Here is a 23,812-nt window from a genome sequence, read left to right as displayed (position 1 = left end):
CTCCACTACCTTGAGCACGGACGTACCTTCCCGACCAGCGTTGCAGCGCCGGCCTTGCTCGATCACCACATGGCTACCGGGAAGGTACGTCCCACCCGGCCTCAACCACAGGTTTCAAGCATTGCTCGCGAACATCCTCACCAACCCCAGCACCATAAGCCTCGGCATAGGCCGAAACCGCGGCTTCGGTCTTCGCGACAAGCGTTGGCGCAACCCACGGCAGCGTTTCACCAGCCACAAGCTCGTCGTTGAGCTGAGAGAAGCGCTCCGTCACATCCCGCTGCTCCTCATCCGTCACAGCTCGACCTGACACCGGTAGCTGCGGATCCTCGACGCCGACCACGCGAACATGTTCGCGTGGCGCTGGCTACGTGACCTTGCGGAGCGGGAGCACCTTCGGCTATTCCTGCACACCACAACCGTGCCCGACGGCTGCTAGGCCGCCGCGTTGACCGGATGCCGCGTTCTGACCCTTAGCCCGCAACAGTTGAAGGACTCGAGTCACTGTCCAGAGCACTCAACCGCAGGTACTGATACACGGTCTCCCGGCTGATCCCGAATTCGCGTGCGAGTTGGGCCTTGGCGCGGCCGGCAGCAGCACCGGCACGCCGTGGTCGGCGAACGCCATCAGCGGGTGGAACCCGAACCCCTTCTTGAACGTCGGAGCCGCCAGTTCCTTTCTGAGTGCGCCGTGACCAAGGTCGCGTCGATGTCGATGACCACCGGACTGTCCACGCTCGCGCCGTGGTTCGGAGCGCGCTCACCCGCGCTGCGGACCTGGCGGCGTCGATCGCTTTCAGGGCATGGTCGGCGTCCGCGGCGAGGGTGTCGACCAGCCGGGACACGGTCGGGTCCGAGGCCACCGGCCCGAACACTGAGGGCTCGGCGCGCAGCACCGCGACATCAGCGAGGCAGTCCCCGCCCACCGCCAAGGCGATCGCCAGATCGGTCACGATCTTGCCCGGATCGTGGCGGCCCAGAGGTTTGCGCCATGGAGCGAGCGCCTCGGACAAGCCGCGGTCCAGGCCGGCCGCCCGGACCGTCTCGACCAACGACACCGCCCCAGCTTGGGAGACGACCCTGGCCCTGCCGTGTCGATGTGGACACGCGGATACAACCCGATATTCTTCACCCTGAAGGTGCTCCAAGCTTGCGGACTCGGTTACTAGACATCTCCGATTCTTGCTGGCCTGGAGCACTTTTCAGTTGATCACCACGCGGTCCCGTGAAAGCACCGGGCTAGTTAAGACAGGTCGAATCGACTGCTCCGTACCGGCGGGCCGGTTCGCTCAGCGCGGGTCGCCGCTGATGATCCAGAGGTGCCCCGAAGGGGTCCTGGACCCGGCCTTCCCGCTTGCCGTAGGGCCGGTTCTCGATCGGGACGAGGACCGTCGACCCGTGCTGCACCATGCGTTGGCCGACCGCATCGGGGTCATCGCTCGCTCGTCGGTGACTTCTCCGACCCGGGCGAGCTGTTCGGCGACGTCGTGCGGGCCAAGCTCGGCGAGCCGGTGTGGATAAGTTCGTAGACCGCCGGGCACCCGGAAGCGGAGCTACCGGATCCCTTGTGTTATGTCTCTGAGAGTAAGTGGCGGGCCGTGCCGGCATCGGTGATGAGGGTGTTTACAAAGCCCCCGAGGACGGCGGCTTTGATGGCGGGGTATTTGCTTGGTCCGCCGGCTACTGCCAGGGTGCGTTGGCATCGCTTGAGCTGTTCTAGGGTGACCCCGACGATGAGCTCGTCGAGTTCGGAGAACACGGGTGATCCGTCCGCGGCGATGAAGCGCAGGTTGACTTGACCGACTGCCCCCAGGGATCGGGCGTATTCGAACTGCTCGGTCGTGAAGAAGTTGTCGCCCGCTTGTAACGGCGGCACGATCTCGCACGTCCCTATGCCGACGAGGGCGAGGTCGACCCGGTCGAGCAGTGCCAGTGCCTCCCGGGCATGGGCATCGCGATCGAGGAGAGCTTGGCGAACCTCGGCTGAGCTGACGACCCCCGGGACGCGCAGGAAGCGCGGTTCAGCTCCGGTGAGAGCAGCTAGCTGCTGGGTCAGCTGGGCTGCTTGATGCTGGACCGTGGGTGGCCCGACGTCGCCGAGCAGTTCGACGACGTACTTGGCGCTCGACTGGGAGGGCTGGTTCATCGACCCTACGGTTTCGCGCAGTGAGCGGCTCCAAGACGTGAACCCGATGACCTCGGCTTCCAGTGGGTTCGATTCCAATCGGCTGGCGAGCATCCGGCCGAGGTCGCTGACCACCCCGGTGTCGTCGGCGCCATCACCAACGTCGAACACGTGCGCCTCGCGTAATCCGTACCTCGCCTCGAGGCGTTCTTCCAGTTCGGCGTGCAGGCCGTCGGGGACGACGACGGTGGTCCTCACAATGCCTGCCGCGACCGCTGTTTCCAGCAGCCGTGAGACCCGCGACTGCGACAGTCCCAGCCTGCCAGCGATCTCGCCCTGTTTCATGCCCCGGACGTGGTACATCCAGGCGACCTTGGCCATGAGGCGTCTCGGCTCACCTTCGGTCAGCGGCTCGGGCCGGGCCAGCCGCGTCGACCGCGAGTCATCCGCGTTCACCAATTCCGCCCCCTTCTTCCGGGAGTGCACCGATCGGTACCTGCCCAATTTACGAGTTCGTCATGTCCATCAGCCTCGGGCATTGACCTGGAACCGAACTGGAACGTAGCGTTCACTCCCACGGGTAGACATGCTACTTGCAAATATTTATGCAGCCAAGTCCTCTGACGTTCGATGGGAGAGATCATGCGTAGACGGGGTACCGCACGAGTCGCGGCTGGGGTATTAGCGGTCGCGGTCGCGATCGCGGGGTGCAGCAAGACGGGTGGTGCGACTGCGACGAGTGAGAAGTCGAAGTCTGGTCCTCGGACCATCGGCGTCTCCGTCGCTGACCAGAAGTCCTTGTTCTATATCGCGGCCGTCGATGGCATGCGCAAGATGGCGGCTCAGACCGGCGACAAGCTGATCGTCCTGTCGGCCGACAACAACGCCACCCAGCAGGTCAACCAGGTCAATAACCTGGTCACCCAGCGGGTCGACGCGCTGATCTTCATCGCCCAGGACGCGACATCGGCTCTGGCCGGTGTCCGTGCAGCCAACAAGGCTGGGATCCCGGTCGTGGCGGTCGACGAGAAGCCGGAGTCCGGCGACGTCAAGCTGGCCACCTATATCGCCACCGACAGCGTCAAGGCCGCTGACAACCTGTGCACCTGGCTGTTCAAGCAGATCGGCAACTCCGGCGAGATCGGCATTCTCCGCGGTGTGCTGGGCGCGACCGCGGAGGTCCAGCGCAGCAAGGGCTGCAAGCAGGCACTGGCGCGTACCCCGGGGATCAAGGTCGTCGCGACGCAGTCGGCCAACTGGGATGAGACGCAGGCTTACAAGGCGACCCAGAACATGCTGCAGGCCAACCCGGGCATCAAGGCGATCTTCGGGGAGAGCGACGCGATGGGCCTCGGTGCCGCCAAGGCGGCCAAGGACGCCGGCCGCAAGATCGTCTCCGTCGGCATCGACGGGTTCCCGACCATGGTTGCGGGGATCAAGCAGGGACTGACCCAGGCAACCGAGGCGCAAATCCCGTACAAGATGGGCCAACGTGCGGTGACGAACGCTGACCAGATCCTCAGCGGGCAGGGCAGCCAGGTTCCGGCCCTGCAATACCAGGACACCACCTTGGTGACATCGGCCACCGTCAACCCCGTCGACTTCTACGGGCCCAACGTCAAATGACCCACCGGCCGATCACGACCCACCAGGAGACACCGCCGTGAACGACGCGAACCTTGCCGAGGCCACCGAGCGCGCGTTGGTCTGTCACGACCTCGTCAAGTCCTACGCCGGCGTTCAGGTGCTCAAATCGGTGAGCTTCGCCGTTCCCGCCGGCGACGTCGTAGGCCTCGTCGGCGAGAACGGGGCCGGAAAGTCCACCGTCAGTTCGATCATCGCCGGCGTCGTGCGCCTGGACTCGGGCACCATGACCCTTGACGGCGAGGACTACCTGCCGCATTCGCCGGCCGCTGCGCTGGCTCGCGGCGTCGCCCTGATCCACCAAGAGATCAAGATGGTTCCCGCGCTGTCGGTCGCCGAGAACATGTTCCTCGGCCGCTTGCCGATGCGCGCCGGTCGGCTCGCCACCGAGCGCATGCACGAGCAAGCCGCGGAGGCGCTCGGCGTGCTCGGCGTCTCGATCGATCCCCGGCGATCGGTGGCGGGGCTGTCGATGGCCGCGCAACAGAGCATCGAGATCGCCAAGGCAATCCTGCGAGAGCCGCGGTATCTCATCTTCGACGAGCCCTCTGCGTCGCTCACCTCGCACGAGACCGACCGCGTGCTGCACCAGATCGGCGTACTGCGCTCGCGGGGCGTCGGCGTTATCTACATCTCGCACCGGCTGTCGGAGATCACCGCGGTGGCGCAGCGGATCGTATGTCTGCGCGACGGTCAGCTGGTGCGGACCTGGTCGAGTGCGGATGTCGATCAGCACGAGATCGTGAAGGCGATGGTCGGCCGGGACTTCACGTTCGCACATCAGGCCCCGAGGGCCGCCCAGGGCGACGTGGTGCTGGAGGTTCGCGACCTCGCCCGCAAGAGGGCCTTCCACGGCATCAGTTTCTCGGTAGCCCGCGGCGAGATCCTGGGCCTCGCCGGTCTCGTCGGTGCCGGACGCACTGAGGTCGTACGCGCCATCGCCGGTGCCGACCGCGCCGATCACGGGCAGATCCTGGTGGAGGGCCGCCCGCTCAAGGCCTCGACGCCCCGCACCGCCATCCGGGCGGGCATCGTGATGGTGCCCGAGGACCGCAAGGGCCAGGGACTGAATTTGGGGCGCAGTTGCGCAGAGAACATCGTCGCGCCGTGGGAGCGCACCATGCGCCGCGGCGGTCTTGTCACCAGGCGGTGGCTGAACCGGTTGGTCGAGAAGAGCCGCGACGACTATGACATCCGGGGCAGCCTCGACCAGCCGGTCGTCCGGCTCTCGGGTGGCAATCAGCAGAAGGTGCTGCTGGCGAAATGGCTGGTCAAGCAGCCCAAGGTCCTCATCCTCGACGAGCCCACGCGGGGCGTCGACGTAGGCGCAAAGATGGCGATCTACCAGATAATCCGGGACTGCGCTGCCCGGGGAGTCGCGGTCATCGTCGTCTCATCCGAGCTCGAAGAAGTCCTGGGTCTGTCCCATCGCGTGCTGGTGATGTCTGGCGGAAGCCAACGGGCGATCCTGCCGCGCGGGGAGGCCGATTCCGAAACGGTCATGCGGATGGCCGTACCGCAGATCAGCGCCTGAGGCCCGAGTGCCGGTTTCCCCGAAGGAGAGACGATGAGCAGCAGAATCCACGAACGTCACGATGCCGCTGTGGACGCGGACCATACCCTGCCGTCCGGCACCGCTCGGCCGACCGGCCGCCGGTTGGTTGCGCGGGCGCGGGCGCTGGGCGGGCCCATCATCGGCCTCGTCGTCATGGTGATTGCGCTGTCCTTCCTGTCGCCGTACTTCCTCACCACGCGCAACCTGAGCAACATCCTGTCCCAGTCCTCCGATATCGGGATCATGGCTGCCGGAGCGGCGCTCGTTATTCTCATCGGCGGCATCGACCTGTCCGTAGCGGCCAACCTGGCACTGACGATCATGGTCTCTGCCTGGCTGTACAAGTCGCATGGTGTCCCGTTCGCCCTCGCCCTGCTCGCCGGGTTGCTGGTGGGTGCCTTGCTGGGCATGTTGAACGGGCTGCTGTCGACCTACGGCCGCGTCCAGCCGTTCGTCGCCACGCTGGCCACGATGTCGGCCGCCCTCGGCATGGCGCTCGTAGTGACCAACGGCAACACCCTCAACGGCTTCCCGACCTGGTTCGACGACCTCACCCAGACCGTTGTCCTGGGCATCCCGCTGCAGGCGCTGGTCATGATCGTCATCTACCTCGTCATTGCCTTCTGGTTGCGGTACCGGCCGGGTGGGCGCGCGCTGTTCGCGATAGGCGGCAACGAGGAGGTCGCTCGCCTGTCCGGATTATCTGTTCGGTTGTCCAAGACCTGGGTGATTATCTGTTCGGTTGTCCAAGACCTGGGTGTATGTGATCGCTGGTTCGCTGGCCGCGATCGCGGGTTGGATCGACATGTCCACGCTGGATTCCGCGCAGCCGACGGCCGGCTCGAATTACTTGCTCAACGTCATCGCGGTCGTCGTCATCGGCGGTGCCAGCCTGTCCGGAGGCGTGGCGTCGATGGGCAGGACGTTCATCGGCCTGCTCATCATCGGCGTGCTCAACAACGGCCTGTCGCTGCTGCACGTCAACCCGAATCTGCAACAGGTCGTGATCGGCGCGGTGATTCTGGCCGCCGTCCTCACCGACCGAGCTTCGATCAAGCTCCGCTCCTGACTACCAGTCAACGGTGAATCACCTTATAGCGGAACGAGAAGGCGAGACTGATGAGTGCTGTTCCTAGCAAGGAGACGCTGCTGGAGATGCAGCGGCGAATGCTCCGCATCCGGCGCTTCGACGAGCGAGCGTCGAAGATGGTCAAACGGGGCCAGATCCCGGGCACCGTGCACACGAGCATCGGGCAGGAAGCCCAGGTCGTCGGAGCCTGCATGGCGCTCGGCACGAAGGATTACATGACCGGCAACCACCGCAGTCACGGCCACCCGATCGGCAAGGGCGCCCCACTCGGGCCGTTGATGGCCGAGCTGGTCGGCAAGGCAACCGGCGTGTGCCAGGGCAAGGGTGGCTCGCTGCACCTGGCCGACTTCGCGGTCGGCAGCCTAGGCGAATCGGGGATCGTCGGATCGTCCATCCCGATCGCGACCGGAGCAGCGTTGAGCGCCAAGGTGCTGGGCAATGGCCGGGTAGCGCTGGCGTTCTTCGGAGACGGTGCGGCTAACCAGGGCAACCTCTACGAGGCGATGAACCTGGCAGGGGTGTGGAAACTACCGGTCGTGTTCTTGTGCGAGAACAACCAGTACGCCCTGTCGACGCCGGCTCACACCGTGACGTCCGGCGTGATCGCCGACCGGGCGCACGGCTTCGCCATCCCCGGGGTCCGGGTCGAGAACGGCCAGGATGTGTTGGCCGTATACGCGGCGGTCGACGCTGCGGTACAGCGTGCGCGCCGCGGGGATGGACCGACCCTGGTCGAGGTCATGACCTACCGCTTCAACGAGCACTCCGAAGGCCTTCGGCTGAGCACCGACTACCGCGACGCCGAAGAGAAGAAGCGCTGGCTGGAGCTGGACCCGATCGTGCTGTTTCGGGCCGAACTGCAGCGTCGCGGGGCATACGACGACGCCGACCTCGACTCCCTGGAGAAAGAGGTGATGGCCGAGGTGGACGAGGCCTTCGAGTTCAGCCAGAGCAGTCCCTACCCCGACCCGTCCGTGGCCTTTGCGGACCTGTACACCGACCCGATCGGAGAACCGTCATGGTCATGATGAGCTACCTCGGCGCCATCGGCGCCGCGCAACGAGAGGCGATGGATGCGGATTCGCGCGTGATCATCATGGGCGAGGACGTCGAAGCCAACGTCTACGGCACCACAGGCGCCGGCAAATCTCGTGCCGTCGAAGGCGACTTCCTGCAGCTCTACGGTCACGACCGGATCCGGAACACCCCGATCTCGGAGGAGATCATCGTCGGCGCAGCTGCCGGTGCCGCCATGACGGGCCTGCGCCCTATTGTCGACCTGTCCTACTCCAGCTTCCTGTACCTGGCCATGGACCAGTTTGTGAACCAGGTCGCGAAGAACCGCTACATGTTCGGCGGACAGGCCTCACTTCCGGTGGTCTTTCGATCAGCGATGTTCTACGGCCTCAACACCGGCGCACACCATTCCGACCGGCCCTATCCGATGTTCATGAACGTCCCTGGCCTGAAGATCATCGCCCCGGCCTCGCCGTCGGATGCCAAGGGGTTGCTGCGCTCGGCGATCGACAGTGACGACCCGGTACTTTCCTTCGAGGCGTGCCCGCTGTGGAGCATGAAAGAAGAGGTGGACGAGGCCGAATACCGAATCCCGCTCGGCGTGGGCCGGACGGTGCGCTCCGGCTCCGACGTCACGGTTGTCGCGGTGTCAGGGGCGGTGCCCGAGGCGGCGTTCGCGGCCGACCAACTCGCCGATGAGGGAGTGTCGGTCGAGGTGTTCGATCCCCGCACCCTGGTTCCCCTCGACGTCGCAGGCATTCTCGAATCGGTGCGGCGCACCGGTCGACTCGTCGTGGCCGATCCCGCCCACCGCACTTGCAGCGCGGCTAGTGAGATCGCGGCCATCGTCGCCGAGCACGCCTTTCCCTCGCTGCGCGCGCCGATCGCCCGAGTGACGACACCCGACATGCAGATTCCGTTCAGCCCGGCGCTGGAAAAGCAGCTCTATCCCAACCGGATCACGATCGCGGCGGCAGTGCGAAAGACCCTTGAGCTGTCGGCCGCGGCGTAACGACCGGACATCTGACCACGAGAGAAGGAATGACAGTGCGCGTTGAGGTTTTGCTTCCGCAGTGGGGCATGGGCATGAGCGAGGGAACGATCACGAACTGGTTCAAGAGCGTCGGCGATTCCGTCTCCGAGGACGAGCCGATCGCCGAGGTCGCCTCGGAGAAGGTCGAGGAGGAGTTGCTCGCGCCGGCGACCGGGACGATCACCGAGATCGTCGTCCCGGCCGGTGAGACCGTCGAGGTCCGCACCCTGGTCGCGGTCATCGACGACGGCGACTGACCCAGCCCGAACACCGTGACTACCCGCCACGCCCAGCCTCTGGACAGGAATCCTTCGATGCAGCCCACCCGTACCCTCCCCGAGGAGTACGACGTCATTGTCGTCGGCGCCGGGATCAACGGGGTCGGCATCGCCCGTGACGCGGCCCTGCGCGGCCTGCGGGTCCTGCTGCTTGACCAGGAGGACATCTGCAGCGGCGTCTCGGCGTGGTCCGGGCGTCTCGTCCACGGCGGCTTGCGTTATCTCGAGCAGTACGATGTGCGGCTGGTCCATGAGTCGCTGGCTGAGCGGGAACGGCTCTTTCGGCAGGCCCCGCACCTGGTCAAGCCGGTGCCGTTGATGATCCCGCTTTACCGGCACAACCGCCGGCCCGGCTGGCTGGTCGAACTCGGAATGATCACCTATGACGTGCTGTCGTGGCGCAAGACCCCGCCGCGGCACCGGGTTCTGTCCCGCACCCAAGCGAAGCGACGCTTCACCGGCATAGCAGTAGACGGGCTGCAGGGTGCGGCGGTCTTCTTCGACGGCCAGGTCGAGCTTGCCGAGCGGTTGTGCGTCGAGCTGGCTGTCGACGCCCACCGCCACGGTGCGATCGTGCGCACGCACGCGCGGGTCGACGCGCCGGTCGTCGAGCACGGCCGGGTCGTTGGGGTGCGCTGGCGTGACCAGCTCACCGGAGAGGCCGGGCAGGCCCGCGCGCCGATCACGTTCAATGTCGCCGGACCCTGGATTGACCGGGTGTTCGCCAGCGCCGACATTCCGGAACAGCCGCGGCTCAACGGCGGCACCAAGGGCAGCCACCTTATCGTCGGTCCGTTCCCGGGCGCCCCGCGCGACGTCGTCTACTACGAGTCCCAGCGCGACGGCCGCCTCGTGTTGGTGATCCCGTGGATGGGCCGATACATGATCGGTACCACGGACATCCGCTTCGACGGGGAGCCCGACGAGGCCCGCTGCGACATCGGTGAGGCCGAGTACCTGCTGACGGAGGTCAACAGCCTCATCCCCGAGGCGGGTTTGAGTTTGGACGACGTGCTCTACACGTTCAGCGGTGTCCGGCCGTTGCCCTACGTCCCCGACAAGGCCGAGTCGTCCGTGGCCCGGTCGCACAGCTTGCACGATCACGCCGCCGACGGGCTTGCGGGTTTGATCACCGTGATCGGCGGCAAGCTGACCACCTACCGGCAGCTGGCCGAGGATGCGGTTGACGACGCCTTGCGCCGGCTCGGACGGGTACCGCAACCGTGCCCCACCCGTGATCGCCCGCTGCCCGGCGGCACGTTGCTCGATCTCGGCGCACTGCGCACCCGGCTGCTGAACGAGGGGGCGCCGCTCAAGACGGCCGACCGCCTGCTGTCCTTCTACGGCAGCCGTGCCGGCGACGTCTGGCAGCTGACCCACGAGCTGGGTGAACTGGCGAAGCCGCTGGATGAGCGAACCGGGTTGGTCGCGGCCGAGGTCGTGTTCTCGGTCGAAGCCGAGCTGGCCCGGACCCTGACCGACGTGATGGCCCGAAGGACGCTGCTCGCCTTCGAACCTGATCACGGGCTGGCGGTGGTGGACGATATCGCCGCCGTCCTGGCCAGGCGCCTGGACTGGGATGAGGCTCGGACCGAGACCGAGCTGGCCGGATACCGGTCCTGGCTCGATCATCTGGCAGTGCCCGACCCGACCGGCCCACGGTCGGACAGCTTCGGCGCGGGCCTGACAGCGGGCGGGCGTTGAGGCTATGAACCCGCAGTCTTTGGTTATGGCGCTCGATGTTGGTTCGAGCACCGCGCGAACCGTGATGGTCGACCCCGCTGGTGTGATCGTCGGTGAAGGGCGCGCCCCGGTGGTGTGGAAGCATCCCCGTCCGGGTTGGGTTGAGCTCGATCCGATGGCGCTCTGGCAGGCCACCCGGACGACCATCGGTTTGGCCCTGCGGTCTGCGGGCGCGCGGGCCGAGGACGTGGTGGCGCTCGGTATAACCAGTCATCGTGAGACCGTGATGGTCTGGGAGCGGGACACCGGCCGTCCGGTGCACGACGCGATCGTGTGGATCTCCCACCAGACCGATGACATCGTGAACCGCTGGCAGGAGCGCGGTCTGGCCGAGGAATTCCGCACCCGGACCGGCCTGCGCAACGACTCGTTCTTCTCCGCGGCCAAGGTCGCCTGGTTGCTGGACAACGTCCCCGGTCTGCGAACGCGGGCCGCGGCCGGGCAGGTGCTCTGCGGCACGGTGGACACCTGGCTGTTGTGGAACCTCACCGGCGGCCAGGTGCACGCTACGGACCCTTCGTGCGCCTCCCGGACTGCCCTGTTCAATCTGTCATCGATGTCCTGGGATGAGGAATTACTCGAGCTGCTCGATATCCCGGCCACCGTTTTGGCGACGGTGCAGCCCTCAGATGCCGACTTCGGGCGGGTGGACGCATCAGTGTTGACCGGCCGCCCGCCGATCCGAGCTGTGCTGGCCGATCAGCAGGCGGGCATGTTCGGCCAGGCCTGCTTCGAGACCGGTGCGGCCAAGAACACCTTCGGCACGGCCGGTGTTCTCACCGTGAACAGCGGTGCGGAACCGGTGTTGGTCGATGGGCTGACCAGTAGCGTGGCCTGGACCGTTCAGCAGCAGACGCGTTTCGAGCTGGAAGGCGTGGTGTTCCACAGCGGGCAGACCCTGCAGTGGTTGCGCGAGTCCCTCGGCATGGTCGCCGATCCCGATCGCATCGACGCCCTCTGCGCGAGCGTCCCCGACTCCGGCGGCGTCTATATCGTGCCCGCCTTCGGAGGTATCTGCGCTCCGCACTGGGATCGCCGCGCCCCGCGCCTCGATCACCGGGCTGTCGCTGGACAGCACCAGCGCCCACGTCATCCGCGCGGCCGTCGAGGCGATGGCCTACCAGACCTGCGACATCGTCGAAGCCCTCTCCGCTGGCGGTATGACGGTTTCGCAGCTCAAGGTCGATGGGGGCGGGTCGAGCAGTGATCTGCTCTGCCAGTTCCTGGCTGACATCAGCGGGCTGCAGATCGTGCGGCCACGCGAACTCGAACGCACCGCGCTCGGAGTCGCCTATGTGGCCGGCACCGGCGTCGGGCTGTGGGACGGGCCGGCCGACGTGGAAAAGGCCTGGGAAGCCGACCGTGTCTTTGATCCCGCGATGGCCCCCGATCGCCGCGAGGAGCTGTACGGGGGCTGGCGGCAGGCACTGGCCCGAACGCTGACCGGGCCGCCACGCACGGCCACCGTTGTTGCGCCGCCGAGCGCTCAATCACTGACGAATGATCGATCTTTGGAGGAGCAATCATGACCGGGCTGGCCCAGGACTTACTGCATCGAGCCCGCACGGGCGGGTACGCCGTCGGCGCGTTCAACATGCACAACGACGAGACCACACAGGCATTGCTCGCGGCGGCGGAGTCGTGCGCCGCCCCGGTGTTCCTGCAGGTGGGGCGCGCGGTCATCCCGCATATGGGTGTCCGCAAGGCATACGAGATGACCCGTCGCGTCGTGGCGGAATCGGACGCCGTGCACGTGATCCACCTCGACCACGGCTCCTACCAGGAGGTGCTGGAGGCGATCAGGCTCGGTTTCACTTCGGTCATGTATGACGGGGCGCATCTGCCCTTCGAGGAGAACATCGCCACCACCCGTCGGCTGGTGTCCATCGCGCATGACTTCGGGGTGGCGGTCGAGGCCGAGTTGGGCCGCATCCCCGATGCCGATCAGCCGGTGGAATGGAGTTCTTACTACACCGATATCGGTGAGGCACAACGCTTCGCCGCCGAGACCGGAGTGGACTTCTTGGCGATCTCCGCCGGTGTCGTTCATGGGGTACCGCTGAGCGCTCCGCAGCCGCTGGCCATCGACCTGATCACCAAGATCGCCGAGGTCGTGGAAGCACCGCTGGTGCTGCATGGTGCTTCCGGCGTTCCGGACAGCGAGATCACGGCGGCGATCGCGGCGGGCGTGCACAAGCTCAACGCCGACACCGACCTGCGCCTGGCTTTCCGGCGCGGCATCGAGCAAGTCTGGGCTGGCGGTGACGGCCAGCTGGAAACCGCGATGGCCCATGGGCGTGAACTGATGGTCGAGGCGGCCATCCAGAAGATGACGCTCTACGGCTGTGCGGGCCACGCTGCCGAGCTCACCGGGACGACGACGCCGGCCGGCAGGCACTGGTGAGCGCCGGCACCGAGCTGACCGGTACGCCGATACCGCTGAAGGGAATTCGGCGAATCGCGGCCCGGCGCATGGTCCAGGCTTGGGCAGCCCCGGTGTTCCACCTGTCGGTCGCCGTGGACATGACCGAGGTGCTCGGCACCGGCCACCGCATCCCAGGCGCGACCGTCACCGACGCCCTGATCAAGGCCTGCGCTTCGGCGCTGGTGGCGGTGCCGGAGCTCAATGGCCACTACGCCGACGAGATCGTCACCCTGTTCGACACGGTCAACATCGGTGTCGCCGTGGCCACCGACGCCGGTCTCATGGTGCCGGTCATTCACCACGTCGAGAAGCTCGAGCTGCCCGACATCGCCGACCGCCGCCGCGACGTGGTCGCCCGCGGCCGGATAGGCAAGCTCGGGATGGCCGACATCGACGCGGCGACATTCACCGTATCGAACCTCGGCATGCTAGGAATCGACCAGTTCGACGCCATCCTCAACCCGCCCCAGGTCGGCATTCTCGCCGTGGGCTCGACCGCGCCCACAGCGGTCATCCGCGAGAACTCGGTGCAAGCGCGCCCGATGGCCACCCTCACGCTCACCTGCGACCACCGCGCCGTCGACGGGGTCACCGGCGCTCGCATGCTGGGCGCGCTCCGCGACGAACTCGAGACGACCGCGCGGGCGACGCCGTGACCGGGCAACTCCGGGCCGGGTCGCTCGCGCCGCCCATCCCGTCCGCCGTGGCCCCGACGGGACGGTTGCAACTGGTGGGAGACGGCTCGATGCTCGCCCGCACCACCGGAGTCGAGCTCGGCCCGACCCTGCTGGCCCACGCAGCCCAGACGGGGTGCGGGCCGTTCCTGCGCCTCTACCTCCCCGCGCCGACGATGGCCTTCACCGGTCGGGACCGGGTCACCCCCGGCTACGCCGCCGCCGTCGAAACGGCTCGCCTGCACGGCTTCGCTCCCGTCTTGCGGGCACCGGGCGGCCGTGCGGCGGCGTTCCACGAGGACACCCTCTGCATCGAGATCACCGCTCACGACGAGAACCCACGCCGGGCAGTCACCGCTCGCTTCGCTGAGCTGGGACGTGCCGTCGCTGCCGCGTTGCGTACGCTCGGCGTCCCCGCCCAGGTCGGCGCGGTGCCCGGCGAACACTGCCCCGGCGAGCACAGTGTCAACGTCGCCGGCCGCTACAAGCTGGTCGGCACGGCCCAGCGGTTGACCCGCCACGGCTGGCTGTTGGGAGCGAGCATTCTGATTCGCCGGGTCGAACCGGTTCGTGCCGTGACCGTCTCGGTTTACGACGCTCTGGGGCTGCCATTCGTCGCCGATTCAATGGCCGGGGTAGTCCGGTGGATCCCCGGGATCGGCGTCGATGACGTCGCCTCGGCTGTCCTGGCAGAGCTGGGGCGCCGCGCATCCCTGATGCCGATCGACCTTTCAGGCGGCCGCTCGCTGACCGCGGACTCCCGTGAAACCGGAGGTGCAACGTGCGCGATGTCCCTGGGTTGATCGAGGAGGTACAGCAGGTGCTGCGCCGCGTCGATCCCGACGGCGTCCTCGTGGCGTGCGAGATCCGCGACGTGCACATCGGGCCCAGCGAGCTGGCTCGGGTCGCCGATGAGGTCGATCGGTTGCTCGGCAGGGGCGGCGAGCCGCCATCCCGTCTTCCTACCGTGCTGCTGGTGATGGATCGGACCGTCATCCGCCGTGCCGGGTCGGCGGTGAAGGACGAGCTCGTGGCCCAGCTGGCCCAGCGGTTCGACCTGCGCACGTTGGTCCTCGATGACGGGCAGGCCGAGCTGCACGCGTCGGATGAGGTGATCGACAGTGCGACGGCTGCCGCCGACGGCGTCGATGCGATCGTCAGTGTCGGCGGTGGCACGATAAGCGATATCGGCAAGCTCAGCTCGGTCGGGGTGGGCGGGCTGCCGTTGGTGGTCGTGCAGACCGCGGCCTCGGTGGACGGATTCACCGACAATGTCTCGGTCGTCCTGCGGCACGGGGTGAAGCGCACGGTGCCGTCGCGCTGGCCCGACGTCGTGGTTGCCGACACCACCCTTATCGCCGAGGCGCCGCAGGCGATGAACCGGGCGGGCTTCGGCGAGATCAACTCGATGTTCACCGCACCCGCGGACTGGCGATTGGCGAACCTGCTCGGCTTCGATGAGTCCTTCCACCACGGCCCGATCGCGTTACTGGCCGAGGTGGGCGACCAGATCGAGGAGTGGTCACGTGGACTGGCCACCGGACAACGGAACTCCACCGAGCGGCTGGTCCGGGCCTTGGGCATGCGCGGGATCGCCACCGGCGTCGCGGGTACCACGGCCTGCCTGTCCGGCGTCGAGCATCTGATCAGCCACATGCTCGACATCTCCAACGCCGCGAACGGCCGCCCCACGGGGCTTCACGGTGCACAGGTAGGGGTGGGATCCGTGGTCGCCGCGGCGGCCTGGGAACTGCTGTTCGCGCGTATGGACGCGGCCAGCACCGTGCCCGGGCCGGAGCTGACGCCGCCGGACCCCGCAGCGGCCGAGCAGCTCGTCCGCGCCCAGTTCGGTCCACTCGATCCCACCGGTGCTCTCGCCGAGGAATGCTGGCCGACTACCACCACAAGCTCGGCTCCTGGACGCGGAATCGGTTGGTCGTACTACGGGTGCTTTCCCGATGGGAACTGCACAGGCAAGAACTGCGGTCACTGGTGCGCACACCCGAGGAGATCGCGATCGGGCTGCAGGCCTCGGGGTCACCGGCGCGATTCGGCGACCTCGACCCGGCAGTGGAATCGGCTCTGGCCCGCTGGGCCGTGCAGTACTGCGGCCTGATGCGTAACCGCTTCACGGTGGTCGACCTGCTCACCTTCCTGGGTTGGTGGCAGGATGCCGACGTGGCCGAGGTGATGGCCCGGGCCGAGACCGCCTGCACCTCGACCGCGAGCCGGTCATGACGAGCGACGCCTACGTCATCGGCGTCGACTGCTCGACCACCGCCGCCAAGGCCGTGGTCTGGGACAGCCGCGGGACCGCCGTGGCTCAGAGCCGGTCACCTTACGAGTTGAGCCAGCCTCGTCCCGGGTGGGGCGAGCAGAACGCAGAGGACTGGTGGACCGCGACGTCCGCCGCCATCAGACGCGCGGTTCAGACGGTGGACGCCACCAGGGTGCGCGGCGTCTGCATCACCCACCAAAGAGAGTCTTTCGTCTGCGTCGACAGCCACGGCCGGCCCTTACGTCCAGCCATCCTGTGGCTCGACTCGCGCGCGGTGGAAGAAGTGCGCGAGTTCGGCACCGACGAGGTACACCGGATCACCGGGAAGCCGCCCAACCTGACCCCAGCCTGGTACAAAATCCTGTGGCTCGCTCGGCACGAGCCCGAGACGCTGCGCAAGACGGCGAAGATCGTGGACGTACAGGCCTTCCTGGTCCACCGGCTCACCGGGCAGTGGCTGACGTCGTGGGGCAGCGCCGATCCCCTGGGCCTGGTCGACATGCAGACCTTCGACTACCACGACGGGCTGTTGAGCCAGGCCGGGCTGGGCCGCGTGCAGATGGCCGATCTCGTGGAGCCCGGCGCGCGGCTGGCCGTGATCGACGAGGACGTCGCCGCAGGGCTTGGCCTGCCCCGAGGCGTGGCCGTGATCGCCGGGGTCGGCGACGGGCAGGCGGCCCAGATAGGCACCGGAGCAATCAGCTCCGGCCGGGCCTACCTCAACCTGGGGACCGGCGTGGTATCCGGCACGTTCAGCGATCACTACAGCTACAGCCGTGACTACCGGGTGCTATCCGCCGCCATCCCCGGCAGCTACACCCTGGAAACCTTCATCGGCGGGGGGACGCACAACCTGGCCTGGTTCGTCGACAAGTTCGCCGGCGTGGACACCCGGGCGCTGGGCATCGAGCTCAGTCCCGAACAAGTGCTGGAGACCGCCGCCGCCCTCTTGCCGCCCGGATGTGGCGGGCTGATGGCCCTGCCGTACTGGACGGGGGCGCTCACGCCCTACTGGGATCACCACGCCCGCGGCGTCCTCATCGGACTGACCGGTGCCCACGGCAAGTCGCACGTCTATCGCGCGTTACTCGAAGGGATCGCCTTCGAGCAACGGCTGCTCACCGAGGGGGCTGAGCGGACATTGGACGAGCCTATCCATCAGCTCATCGCCCTCGGCGGCGGCTCGCGCAGCCGGGTGTGGTGCCAAATCATCGCCGACATCATGCGCCGCGAAGTTGAGGTCGTTCGCGAGCCCGAGAGCACATGTCTCGGCGCGGGCATGCTCGCTGCCGCCGCAGTCGGCGTCCACTCCAACCTGCCCGAGGCCGCCGAACAGATGAGCGGTATAGGAGCGCGATTCGTACCGGATTCCGACACCACGCCGGTGTACGACCGGCTCTTCGAGGTGTATCGCCAAATCTATCCGGCCGTGCGCGACATCTTTCCCCGGCTCAGCGTGGCGGGTGGGACGTGATCACCACGACAGCGGTGCGGCCCTACCGCGGTTATATCTTCGATCTCGACGGCACGATCTACCTCGGCGATCACCTGCTGCCGGGCGCCCATCACCTGATCACGAGCCTGCGCGAGCGAGGGCGCCGTACAGTCTTCCTGTCCAACAACCCGACCCGCGATCCGCGGATGTACGCCGACAAGCTGACCCGGCTCGGCTTGCCGACCCCCAGTTCGGACATTCTGAACCCGGTGGTGACCATGGCCTCTTGGCTGCGGCGGAACGCCCCGAACGCCGCCGTATTCGTCATCGGTGAAGCGCCGTTGCGCGATGCGATCGCGCACGCCGGACTCGAGCTGAGCGAAGATGCCGACCGGATCGACGTCGTGGTCGCCAGCTACGACCGCACGTTCGACTACCGCAAGCTGCAGATCGCCTTCGACGCACTGCGCTCAGGTCGCGGGACCATTCTGGTGACCACGAACCCTGACGCGTACTGCCCGTTTCCCGGCGGCCGTGGTGAGCCGGACTCGGCCGCAATGGTTGCGGCCGTCGAGGCATGCACGGGCGTGCGGTGCTCGGTCAACGTCGGCAAACCCGATCGGTTGATGGCCGAGACGGTCCTCGACATCATCGGGCTGTCACCGCAGGACTGTCTCGTCATCGGAGACCGCCTGTACACCGACATCGCGATGGCCGTCGACGGCGGGATGGACTCGGCCCTGGTACTCACCGGCGAGACCACCCGCGAAATGCTCGACTGCGCCGCCCGGGACCGGCAACCGACCTACATTCTGAACCAGATCGACGAGCTGCTCGGCTGAGCACGGCCGAACTCAATCAGACGAAGGCCCGTCTCGATCGCTTGTTCGACCTCGTTGCCGAGCTCGGACACGGCCAGCAGGCAGCGTGGCCATCAAGACTGGATTGGGTGCTCGTACCGGATCGGGCTCGGTCCGGTACGCGACACCACCTCGTGTCCGGACACCCCAGCCCGCACCTGCTCCTGTAACCGCGCGACTGCGTGAACCAGGTTCTGCCGCATGACATCGCCTGCCGCCGCGGACTGCCCGATAGCGATGGGGTACTGGTGGATGCCGGCGACGACCTGAGCGAAGGCCTCACGCACCGGCTCGCAAGCGAAGACATCCACCCTTGCCTGCAGCGTCAGATCCGGCTGGACGGGCACCGGACCGCTGTTGGGGTCGGTCTCTGACGGGGTCCTCATAGCAGCCCGGGTCCAGGCCAGCACATCGACGTAGGTGTCGGCTTCGCGCTGCCACCGCCGGTCCTCCGCGGCGTTGTCGCGTGCTCCGCGCAGGACATCCGCGCTGGTGCTTTCGTGCACCTGCAACTGCTCTCGCAGATTCCGCGCCCCTACCACGATGGCGCCCGCAGCCACACTCACGGCCGCGAGGCCGCCGCATGCCGCGACGATAGCGGCGACGTCCGTGGCGTTCACAGCACGAAGTATGCCGGCCGCTGGCTGTAGTTCGAGCGATTACCGCTGCGAAACGCCCGAAAAGCGGTGCTGACGGGTTCCGGTCAGGGCCCGTAGCAGGTCCAGCCTCCGGTGCGTTCGGACACCGGCAACGAGCACTGGTCCACGCTCCCCTCCACCAGTCGGGTCTCCCGTCGTCGCACGCCGACGGGCGCTCCGGGACCGCTCGAACCGAATCGGGCTACGAGGTCGTGCCCTCGACGGTGGACGGCACCGTCAGCTGATCCTCGGCCGAGCCCTTCGCATAATGTGCTGCCAGCTGGGCGAACCCCTCGTCCAGGCTGACGCGCGGTTGCCACCGCAGCGCTTCGCGGGTCCGTCGCTGGTCGAACCAGTGCGCGGTCGCCAACTGCTCGGCCAGGAAGCGGTTCAGCGGGGGAGTGTCGCGCCGCCTGGACACCGCCCATGCTCCCTCGATGATCGAACCAGCCGCCGCGGCAAGGGGATATGGCACGCGGCCGCGTGGCCCGGGGACTCCCGCCGCACGGCACAGCAGTCGCAGGATCTCGGCCACCGAACGCGGTTCGCCGTTGGACACCACCAGCGCCTCACCGCGCACCTGCCCGCATACCCGGACGGCGGCGAGCAGCGCGTCGACGGCGTTGTCGACATAGGTGCTGTCGATCAGCGCCGCTCCGGAGCCGATGAGAGGCAACCGGCCCGCGCGTGCCCGGTCGACGATCCGTTGGACCAGCTGGGTGTCGCCCGGGCCCCAGACCAGGTGTGGACGGATCGCGAGAACCGCCAGCTGGGCTGAATCAGCTTGCAACGCGAGGGTTTCCGCGATCGCCTTCGACCGCGCATAGTTGCCCCGGGCGGCCCTCGAATCGGCCGGCCCGGCCCCGACGCCGACCAGTGCCCGGCCGGCATGGGCTACTGCCGGCGTCGACACGTGCACCAGCGCGCGCACGCCGTGCTGCCTGCAGGCATCGACCACCGCCCGGGTACCGGCCACATTGGTCTGCTCGTACTCCGCCCATGGGCCGACCACATCGACCTTCGCCGCCAGGTGCAGCACGACCTCCTGCCCGGCCGCGGCGAGCTCCACCACGGCGCGGTTCGACACGCTGCCCAGGATCTCCCGGCAGGGCAGGCCACTCGGGTGACGCTGCAGCACCGTCAGTTCGACGCCTTCAGCCAGCAGGGCGCGCGCCGTCGCGGCGCCGAGCATGCCGCTCGCACCCGTGAGCAGCACTCTCACGAGCGGCCCGCCAGCACCTTCTCGGCCCAACCGGCCAGCGCGGTGCGATCCACTTTGGAAGCATGCCGAATGTCGACCGGCAGGGCGTCGCGCACCAGCACCGCGGCGACCGGCACGTCGACCGCGGCCCGGACGGCCGCGCTCAATTCCAGGTCCGCTACCCGCACCTGGCGCGCCCTGCCGCGGCTGACGGCTGCAGCACCAAGCACGACTATTACGACGACCTGCTGAGTGCCCGTAGGGCCGACGCCGACGACCGCCGCGGCAGTGACCTCGGCGACTGCCTCGACGCGCTGCTCGAGACCGACCGGCGTGAGCAGGCCGTCCGGTGTGGTGATCAGGTGCTGGCGTCGGCCCTGCACCCACAGGCGGCCCTCTGCGTCGAGGTGGCCGACATCGCCAGTACGGTGCCAGCCGGTGTCGCGCGAACTTGCCCGCTCAGTGGCCCACAGGCTGTCATAGCGCTGCTTGCCATGCTCGGCCCGGACGCAGATCTCACCCACGACACCCGGCTCGCTGGTGAGCTCACCGACATCGCGGGCCAACCCGTCCAACTCGCTGATCGCGATGTCGACGCCGGGCACCGCTCGCCCGACACACACCCCGTCGCCCTGGCCGGCCTGTTCGATCTCACGCATCGACACGTCCGTGACGGGCAGCAGCTCCGTCATGCCGTACGGCGTGTGGGCCTCGGCCACCGGCATCAGCTCGGCGACCTGCCGCAGCAGCTCCAGCGGGACGGGCGCGCCGGCCGACATGAGCAGCCGCACCCGCCCGAGCGCCGACCGCTGCCCGGGCGTCAGCTCGCCGGCGGTCGCGGCCACATTGCGCAGCGCGGCCGGAGAGGCGAACACGACGGTCGCCTCAACGGCCAGCGCGGCATCGGCCAGCGCGGCGGCCGTCAGGGTGCCGGGCTTGGTGACATCGGTTGCCGGAACCGCCGAGGCTACCCCGAGCGCGGGACCGAACAAGGCGAACGGCGCGAAGGCCGCCACCATCCGGTCCTCGTCCGTCAGCCCGTACACCTGCCGGACGACGTGGAGTTGGGCGTGTACCTGCCGGTGCAGGTACAGCACGCCCTTGGCCGGACCGGTGGCTCCGGAGGTGAAGACGACCGCGGCCTCGGCATCGGCTGTCACCTCGGGCAGCGGATGCTCGTCCGCAGCCAGCTGTTCAGCCGCTAGCTCGGCCAGGCTTTCCCGCACGCCGAGAAGGCGGCGCTCAGCGGCAGGGGCTGCCCCGCCCTTCAGCGAGCCGGTGCCGGCCAGCCAGCGCGTGCCCGGCAACCGCATCGCACGTGCCGCCGCGAGGCCCTGGGCGGTGCCGATGACGTGATCCACCCTGGCACCGCGCAGCGCTCTGCCCATGCCGCGCAGCCCCAGGCCCTTGTCCGCCACCACGATCACGGCGCCGGCCCGCCACACCGAGTACACCGCCACGGTCAACTCGATCGAGGGCGGGACGAGCAGAGCCACCCGCTGCCCCGGTGCCACACCGGCGTTCGCCAGACCCGCGGCGGTGTCGCGCACCCGCCGGTTGAGCTCCGCCCAGGTGATGCTCGCGCCGCCCACCTCGGCCGTCGCGATCTCGTCCGGGGTGCGCGCGGCCCGGTCGACGAGCGCCTGCCACACCGACGGGGCGGCGGTGTCAGCCTGGGCAACGGTATCTGCGTCACCAGCTGCGGCCGGCTGGCTGGAATCCAAGTCGTGCAACCACCGGCCGACGTCCTCGGCATAGCGCGGGGCGTCCTCGGGAAGCAGGTGTGATGCGCCGGCGTAGCGGTGGACATCGGCGCGCGGCAGCCGCATCAGCAGATCACGCAGGTACTGCTCGCCGAATACCGGGTCGCGCGGGCCCCACAGCAGCAGCGCCGGCACGTCCAGGTCCTTGATGCCGCCGCTGATGACGTCCAGCGCCGGCCGGCTCGGGTCGTGCTCGCCGAACGGGATATCCGCGACGAAGTCCCCGACGGACCGGCGGCGCCGCGCCCCGTGGTACGGCGCGGCGAACGCTCCACGCACCTCGCTCGGCAGCGGCGGCCACGACAGTGCGGTGGCGCTGCGGACGAAGACCGGCGTCCGGACGCAGAGCGAGTCGCGCAGCATGCGCAGGTGCGCCAGCCGGATCAGGGCGGCCGGTCGGGAGTCCTCAGGCTGGTGCACGGCGGTATTCGTCAGCACCACACCCCGCACCTGCGCGCGGTGTTCGAGCGCCCAGCCGAGCGAGATTATGCCGCCCCAGTCGTGGGCGAGCGTGACGACAGGGCCGGTGATTCCCAGTGCGGCGGTCAGGGCGCCGAGGTCGCGCACCCGCTCGGCCAGCGTCCGGGGCGCCGGCAGCCGCTCGGAGTACCCCATGCCGAGCTGGTCGGGGGCGATGACCCGCCAGCCGGGAGGGGCGACCGCGAACATCCGCCGCCAGAGGTAGGACCAGGTCGGGTTGCCGTGCAGGCAGAGCAACGTCGGCTGGTCCGGCGACCCGTCGCCAGCAACGGAGCCCGCTTCCGAGTCCAGAAGGTGCCAGGTGTGCCGGACGCCGTCCGAGCCCGGCACCTCGACCGTGCGTGACCAGGCCGGATCGAGTCCTGGAAGGCCGGTCAGGTCCGGTGCCGGACCGGGCAGGGGCGGGGCTTTCAACGAGGTGGCGCGGGTCACCACTCCAGCTCGAGACAGCTCGCGTTCAGGCCCGATCCCACGCCCATCAGCAGCACCTTGTCACCACGGTTCAGCGAGTCGGCGCGGGTCGCCAGCGTGAACGGCACCGAGGCCGGCCCCATGTTGCCACGGGTGGGAAATGTCCGGGGAACCCGGTCCGGGTCGATGCCCAACCCGGCGCAGATTGCGTCGGTGTGCACCTGTGACACCTGGTGGATGACGTACAGGTCGGCGCCGTCGGACCAGTCGAAATGCGCCCGGGCGTCCTCCCATAGCCCCACGCACAGCTCCAGGCCGTACTTCAGCAGGTTCTTGCTGTCGGTGCGCATCAGCTCGACGTCCCCGACGCACAGCTCGTGATGCGACGTCGACGCCCGGGTCGCGCCACCGATGATGCGATGACCCTCGGGATGCCGGTCGGCACGGCCCAGGACCATGGCCACCGCTCCGGAGCCCAGGGTCAGCGTCGCGAACTCGGCAATCACATCCTTGGACGTCGAGGCCTCGTCGGCGAGCCTGCGCAGCGCCGCCTCGTGCGCCGGGCGAGCATCCTCGCCGCACACGATCAAGGCGTGCTCGATCTGGCCAGAGTCGATCATGGCAGCGGCCAGCTGCATGCCGTTCAGGAAGCCCAGGCAGGCATTGGTGATGTCGAAACTCTGGCACGAGCTCGGCAGGCCGATCGCGTCATGCACCGATGCGGCGGTCGCGGGCTCGAGGTGGGCCCGGCTGACGGAGGTGTTGACCAGCAGGCCGATGTCCTCGACGCTGACCCCGGATTCGGCGATCGCCTTGCCCCCTGCCATCGCGGCGCCGTCGGCGAAGGTCGTGCCATCAGCCCACCAGCGCCTCTCCCGGATACCGGCCAGCCGCTCGATGAGTCCAGGACGAAGACCCACCCGCCGGTAGGCTTCGACCAGTCCCTCGTCCAGTTGCGCTGAGGTGACGACGACAGGTGCGTCGATCAGGGCGACCGTGAGTACGGTGGCGTTGGTCGATCGGAACTCCGAGTTGCCCGCCATGTCCTACCTTCTGCAAGCGACGTCGGGTCGCTGCACCCGCGTCGTTCCGCCCGCTGCGACGTCGCTGCAGCGATATCTCGCATTCAGTGTGCCATCGTCCCTGCGCTCCGCCACCATCA

The 23,812-nt window shown here is 68.0% G+C and carries 23 protein-coding genes and 2 pseudogenes; 16 read left to right on the top strand and 9 right to left on the bottom strand.

Translation table 11 applies throughout. The features are described from left to right. Positions 1-73: 73 nt before the first annotated feature. The 5 genes and pseudogenes from RM423_RS17730 to RM423_RS17715 form a co-directional block, all read right to left on the bottom strand. Entirely contained in the window at positions 74-343 is a 270-nt protein-coding gene (locus RM423_RS17730; RefSeq protein ID WP_311424376.1) for a hypothetical protein, read from the bottom strand. A gap of 130 nt (positions 344-473) precedes the next feature. Then, positions 474-560, bottom strand: a pseudogene (locus RM423_RS17725) (hypothetical protein); the annotation flags it as partial. A gap of 47 nt (positions 561-607) precedes the next feature. Next, positions 608-1,132, bottom strand: a pseudogene (locus RM423_RS17720) (transposase); the annotation flags it as partial. Between the two features lie 107 nt (positions 1,133-1,239). Further along, positions 1,240-1,410, bottom strand: a complete 171-nt coding sequence (locus tag RM423_RS25750; protein WP_396327775.1) for a hypothetical protein — start codon at positions 1,408-1,410, stop codon at positions 1,240-1,242. A 160-nt stretch (positions 1,411-1,570) separates the two neighbouring features. After that, the gene (locus RM423_RS17715) at positions 1,571-2,581 is read right to left on the bottom strand and encodes a sugar-binding transcriptional regulator (protein WP_311424375.1); all 1,011 of its coding nucleotides are present in this window, start codon (positions 2,579-2,581) and stop codon (positions 1,571-1,573) included. Positions 2,582-2,755: 174 nt separating this feature from the next. Here RM423_RS17715 and RM423_RS17710 point away from each other — a divergent pair, with 174 nt between their 5' ends. The 16 genes from RM423_RS17710 to RM423_RS17635 all read left to right on the top strand — a co-directional run bounded on the left by RM423_RS17710 (position 2,756) and on the right by RM423_RS17635 (position 18,139). Beyond that, positions 2,756-3,751, top strand: coding sequence for a substrate-binding domain-containing protein (locus tag RM423_RS17710; protein ID WP_311424374.1), 996 nt, complete (start codon positions 2,756-2,758; stop codon positions 3,749-3,751). A 37-nt stretch (positions 3,752-3,788) separates the two neighbouring features. Beyond that, positions 3,789-5,303: a sugar ABC transporter ATP-binding protein gene (locus RM423_RS17705; protein WP_311424373.1), complete on the top strand. Its 1,515-nt coding sequence runs from the start codon at positions 3,789-3,791 to the stop codon at positions 5,301-5,303. Between the two features lie 174 nt (positions 5,304-5,477). After that, a complete protein-coding gene (locus RM423_RS26275) occupies positions 5,478-6,410 on the top strand; it encodes an ABC transporter permease (RefSeq protein ID WP_311424372.1) in 933 nt (310 codons plus the stop codon). Positions 6,411-6,443: 33 nt separating this feature from the next. Further along, positions 6,444-7,442 (top strand): thiamine pyrophosphate-dependent dehydrogenase E1 component subunit alpha, encoded by a 999-nt coding sequence (locus RM423_RS17695; protein ID WP_311424371.1) that lies wholly within the window; start codon positions 6,444-6,446, stop codon positions 7,440-7,442. Next, the gene (locus tag RM423_RS17690) at positions 7,433-8,443 is read left to right on the top strand and encodes an alpha-ketoacid dehydrogenase subunit beta (RefSeq protein WP_311424370.1); all 1,011 of its coding nucleotides are present in this window, start codon (positions 7,433-7,435) and stop codon (positions 8,441-8,443) included. Before RM423_RS17695 ends, RM423_RS17690 begins: the two co-directional genes overlap by 10 nt. 29 nt (positions 8,444-8,472) lie before the next feature. Beyond that, positions 8,473-8,721, top strand: a complete 249-nt coding sequence (locus RM423_RS17685) for a lipoyl domain-containing protein (protein ID WP_396327774.1) — start codon at positions 8,473-8,475, stop codon at positions 8,719-8,721. 57 nt (positions 8,722-8,778) lie between these two features. Then, positions 8,779-10,446, top strand: a complete 1,668-nt coding sequence (locus tag RM423_RS17680) for a glycerol-3-phosphate dehydrogenase/oxidase (protein WP_311424368.1) — start codon at positions 8,779-8,781, stop codon at positions 10,444-10,446. A gap of 25 nt (positions 10,447-10,471) precedes the next feature. Further along, positions 10,472-11,692, top strand: coding sequence for an FGGY family carbohydrate kinase (locus tag RM423_RS17675; RefSeq protein ID WP_396327773.1), 1,221 nt, complete (start codon positions 10,472-10,474; stop codon positions 11,690-11,692). Then, entirely contained in the window at positions 11,598-12,014 is a 417-nt protein-coding gene (locus RM423_RS17670; RefSeq protein ID WP_396327772.1) for an FGGY-family carbohydrate kinase, read from the top strand. Before RM423_RS17675 ends, RM423_RS17670 begins: the two co-directional genes overlap by 95 nt. Beyond that, positions 12,011-12,889: a class II fructose-bisphosphate aldolase gene (locus RM423_RS17665; protein WP_311424367.1), complete on the top strand. Its 879-nt coding sequence runs from the start codon at positions 12,011-12,013 to the stop codon at positions 12,887-12,889. The genes RM423_RS17670 and RM423_RS17665 overlap by 4 nt, the downstream gene beginning before the upstream one ends. After that, positions 12,886-13,566, top strand: coding sequence for a 2-oxo acid dehydrogenase subunit E2 (locus tag RM423_RS17660; protein ID WP_311424366.1), 681 nt, complete (start codon positions 12,886-12,888; stop codon positions 13,564-13,566). The genes RM423_RS17665 and RM423_RS17660 overlap by 4 nt, the downstream gene beginning before the upstream one ends. After that, positions 13,563-14,387: a lipoate--protein ligase family protein gene (locus tag RM423_RS17655; RefSeq protein WP_311424365.1), complete on the top strand. Its 825-nt coding sequence runs from the start codon at positions 13,563-13,565 to the stop codon at positions 14,385-14,387. The genes RM423_RS17660 and RM423_RS17655 overlap by 4 nt, the downstream gene beginning before the upstream one ends. After that, positions 14,366-15,700 (top strand): iron-containing alcohol dehydrogenase, encoded by a 1,335-nt coding sequence (locus tag RM423_RS17650; protein ID WP_311424364.1) that lies wholly within the window; start codon positions 14,366-14,368, stop codon positions 15,698-15,700. Before RM423_RS17655 ends, RM423_RS17650 begins: the two co-directional genes overlap by 22 nt. Beyond that, a complete protein-coding gene (locus RM423_RS17645; RefSeq protein WP_311424363.1) occupies positions 15,700-15,822 on the top strand; it encodes a hypothetical protein in 123 nt (40 codons plus the stop codon). The genes RM423_RS17650 and RM423_RS17645 overlap by 1 nt, the downstream gene beginning before the upstream one ends. Continuing rightward, the gene (locus tag RM423_RS17640; protein WP_311424362.1) at positions 15,819-17,336 is read left to right on the top strand and encodes a xylulokinase; all 1,518 of its coding nucleotides are present in this window, start codon (positions 15,819-15,821) and stop codon (positions 17,334-17,336) included. Before RM423_RS17645 ends, RM423_RS17640 begins: the two co-directional genes overlap by 4 nt. Further along, positions 17,333-18,139 carry an HAD-IIA family hydrolase gene (locus RM423_RS17635; RefSeq protein WP_311424360.1) on the top strand — a complete coding sequence of 269 codons (807 nt, stop codon included), beginning with the start codon at positions 17,333-17,335 and terminating at the stop codon, positions 18,137-18,139. The genes RM423_RS17640 and RM423_RS17635 overlap by 4 nt, the downstream gene beginning before the upstream one ends. A 92-nt stretch (positions 18,140-18,231) precedes the next feature. Here RM423_RS17635 and RM423_RS17630 read toward each other — a convergent pair whose 3' ends face one another. From RM423_RS17630 to RM423_RS17615, 4 genes are all read right to left on the bottom strand, one after another. After that, a complete protein-coding gene (locus tag RM423_RS17630; RefSeq protein ID WP_311424359.1) occupies positions 18,232-18,777 on the bottom strand; it encodes a hypothetical protein in 546 nt (181 codons plus the stop codon). A gap of 220 nt (positions 18,778-18,997) precedes the next feature. Next, positions 18,998-20,017 (bottom strand): NAD-dependent epimerase/dehydratase family protein, encoded by a 1,020-nt coding sequence (locus RM423_RS17625; protein ID WP_311424358.1) that lies wholly within the window; start codon positions 20,015-20,017, stop codon positions 18,998-19,000. Continuing rightward, the gene (locus tag RM423_RS17620; RefSeq protein ID WP_311424357.1) at positions 20,014-22,671 is read right to left on the bottom strand and encodes an alpha/beta fold hydrolase; all 2,658 of its coding nucleotides are present in this window, start codon (positions 22,669-22,671) and stop codon (positions 20,014-20,016) included. Before RM423_RS17620 ends, RM423_RS17625 begins: the two co-directional genes overlap by 4 nt. Beyond that, positions 22,668-23,693 carry a 3-oxoacyl-ACP synthase III gene (locus tag RM423_RS17615; RefSeq protein WP_311424356.1) on the bottom strand — a complete coding sequence of 342 codons (1,026 nt, stop codon included), beginning with the start codon at positions 23,691-23,693 and terminating at the stop codon, positions 22,668-22,670. The genes RM423_RS17620 and RM423_RS17615 overlap by 4 nt, the downstream gene beginning before the upstream one ends. Between the last annotated feature and the right edge of the window lie 119 nt (positions 23,694-23,812).

Origin of the sequence: Jatrophihabitans lederbergiae (assembly GCF_031845305.1) — a bacterium.
Lineage (GTDB): Bacteria > Actinomycetota > Actinomycetes > Mycobacteriales > Jatrophihabitantaceae > Jatrophihabitans_A > Jatrophihabitans_A lederbergiae.
The sequence above is the reverse complement of the archived record's forward strand: the minus strand, read 5'-3'. Positions and strand labels throughout refer to the sequence as shown.

Excerpts from the sequence above, each read along its gene's own strand:
- RM423_RS17690 (WP_311424370.1), top strand. The coding sequence starts at position 7,433 with ATGGTCATGATGAGCTACCTCGGCGCCATCGGCGCCGCGCAACGAGAG.
- RM423_RS17685 (WP_396327774.1), top strand. The coding sequence starts at position 8,473 with ATGACAGTGCGCGTTGAGGTTTTGCTTCCGCAGTGGGGCATGGGCATG.
- RM423_RS17710 (WP_311424374.1), top strand. The coding sequence starts at position 2,756 with ATGGGAGAGATCATGCGTAGACGGGGTACCGCACGAGTCGCGGCTGGG.
- RM423_RS17675 (WP_396327773.1), top strand. The coding sequence starts at position 10,472 with ATGGCGCTCGATGTTGGTTCGAGCACCGCGCGAACCGTGATGGTCGAC.
- RM423_RS17645 (WP_311424363.1), top strand. The coding sequence starts at position 15,700 with ATGCGTAACCGCTTCACGGTGGTCGACCTGCTCACCTTCCTGGGTTGG.
- RM423_RS17665 (WP_311424367.1), top strand. The coding sequence starts at position 12,011 with ATGACCGGGCTGGCCCAGGACTTACTGCATCGAGCCCGCACGGGCGGG.
- RM423_RS26275 (WP_311424372.1), top strand. The coding sequence starts at position 5,478 with ATGGTGATTGCGCTGTCCTTCCTGTCGCCGTACTTCCTCACCACGCGC.
- RM423_RS17695 (WP_311424371.1), top strand. The coding sequence starts at position 6,444 with ATGAGTGCTGTTCCTAGCAAGGAGACGCTGCTGGAGATGCAGCGGCGA.
- RM423_RS17615 (WP_311424356.1), bottom strand. The coding sequence starts at position 23,693 with ATGGCGGGCAACTCGGAGTTCCGATCGACCAACGCCACCGTACTCACG.
- RM423_RS17670 (WP_396327772.1), top strand. The coding sequence starts at position 11,598 with ATGGCCTACCAGACCTGCGACATCGTCGAAGCCCTCTCCGCTGGCGGT.
- RM423_RS17680 (WP_311424368.1), top strand. The coding sequence starts at position 8,779 with ATGCAGCCCACCCGTACCCTCCCCGAGGAGTACGACGTCATTGTCGTC.
- RM423_RS17640 (WP_311424362.1), top strand. The coding sequence starts at position 15,819 with ATGACGAGCGACGCCTACGTCATCGGCGTCGACTGCTCGACCACCGCC.
- RM423_RS25750 (WP_396327775.1), bottom strand. The coding sequence starts at position 1,410 with ATGGTGCAGCACGGGTCGACGGTCCTCGTCCCGATCGAGAACCGGCCC.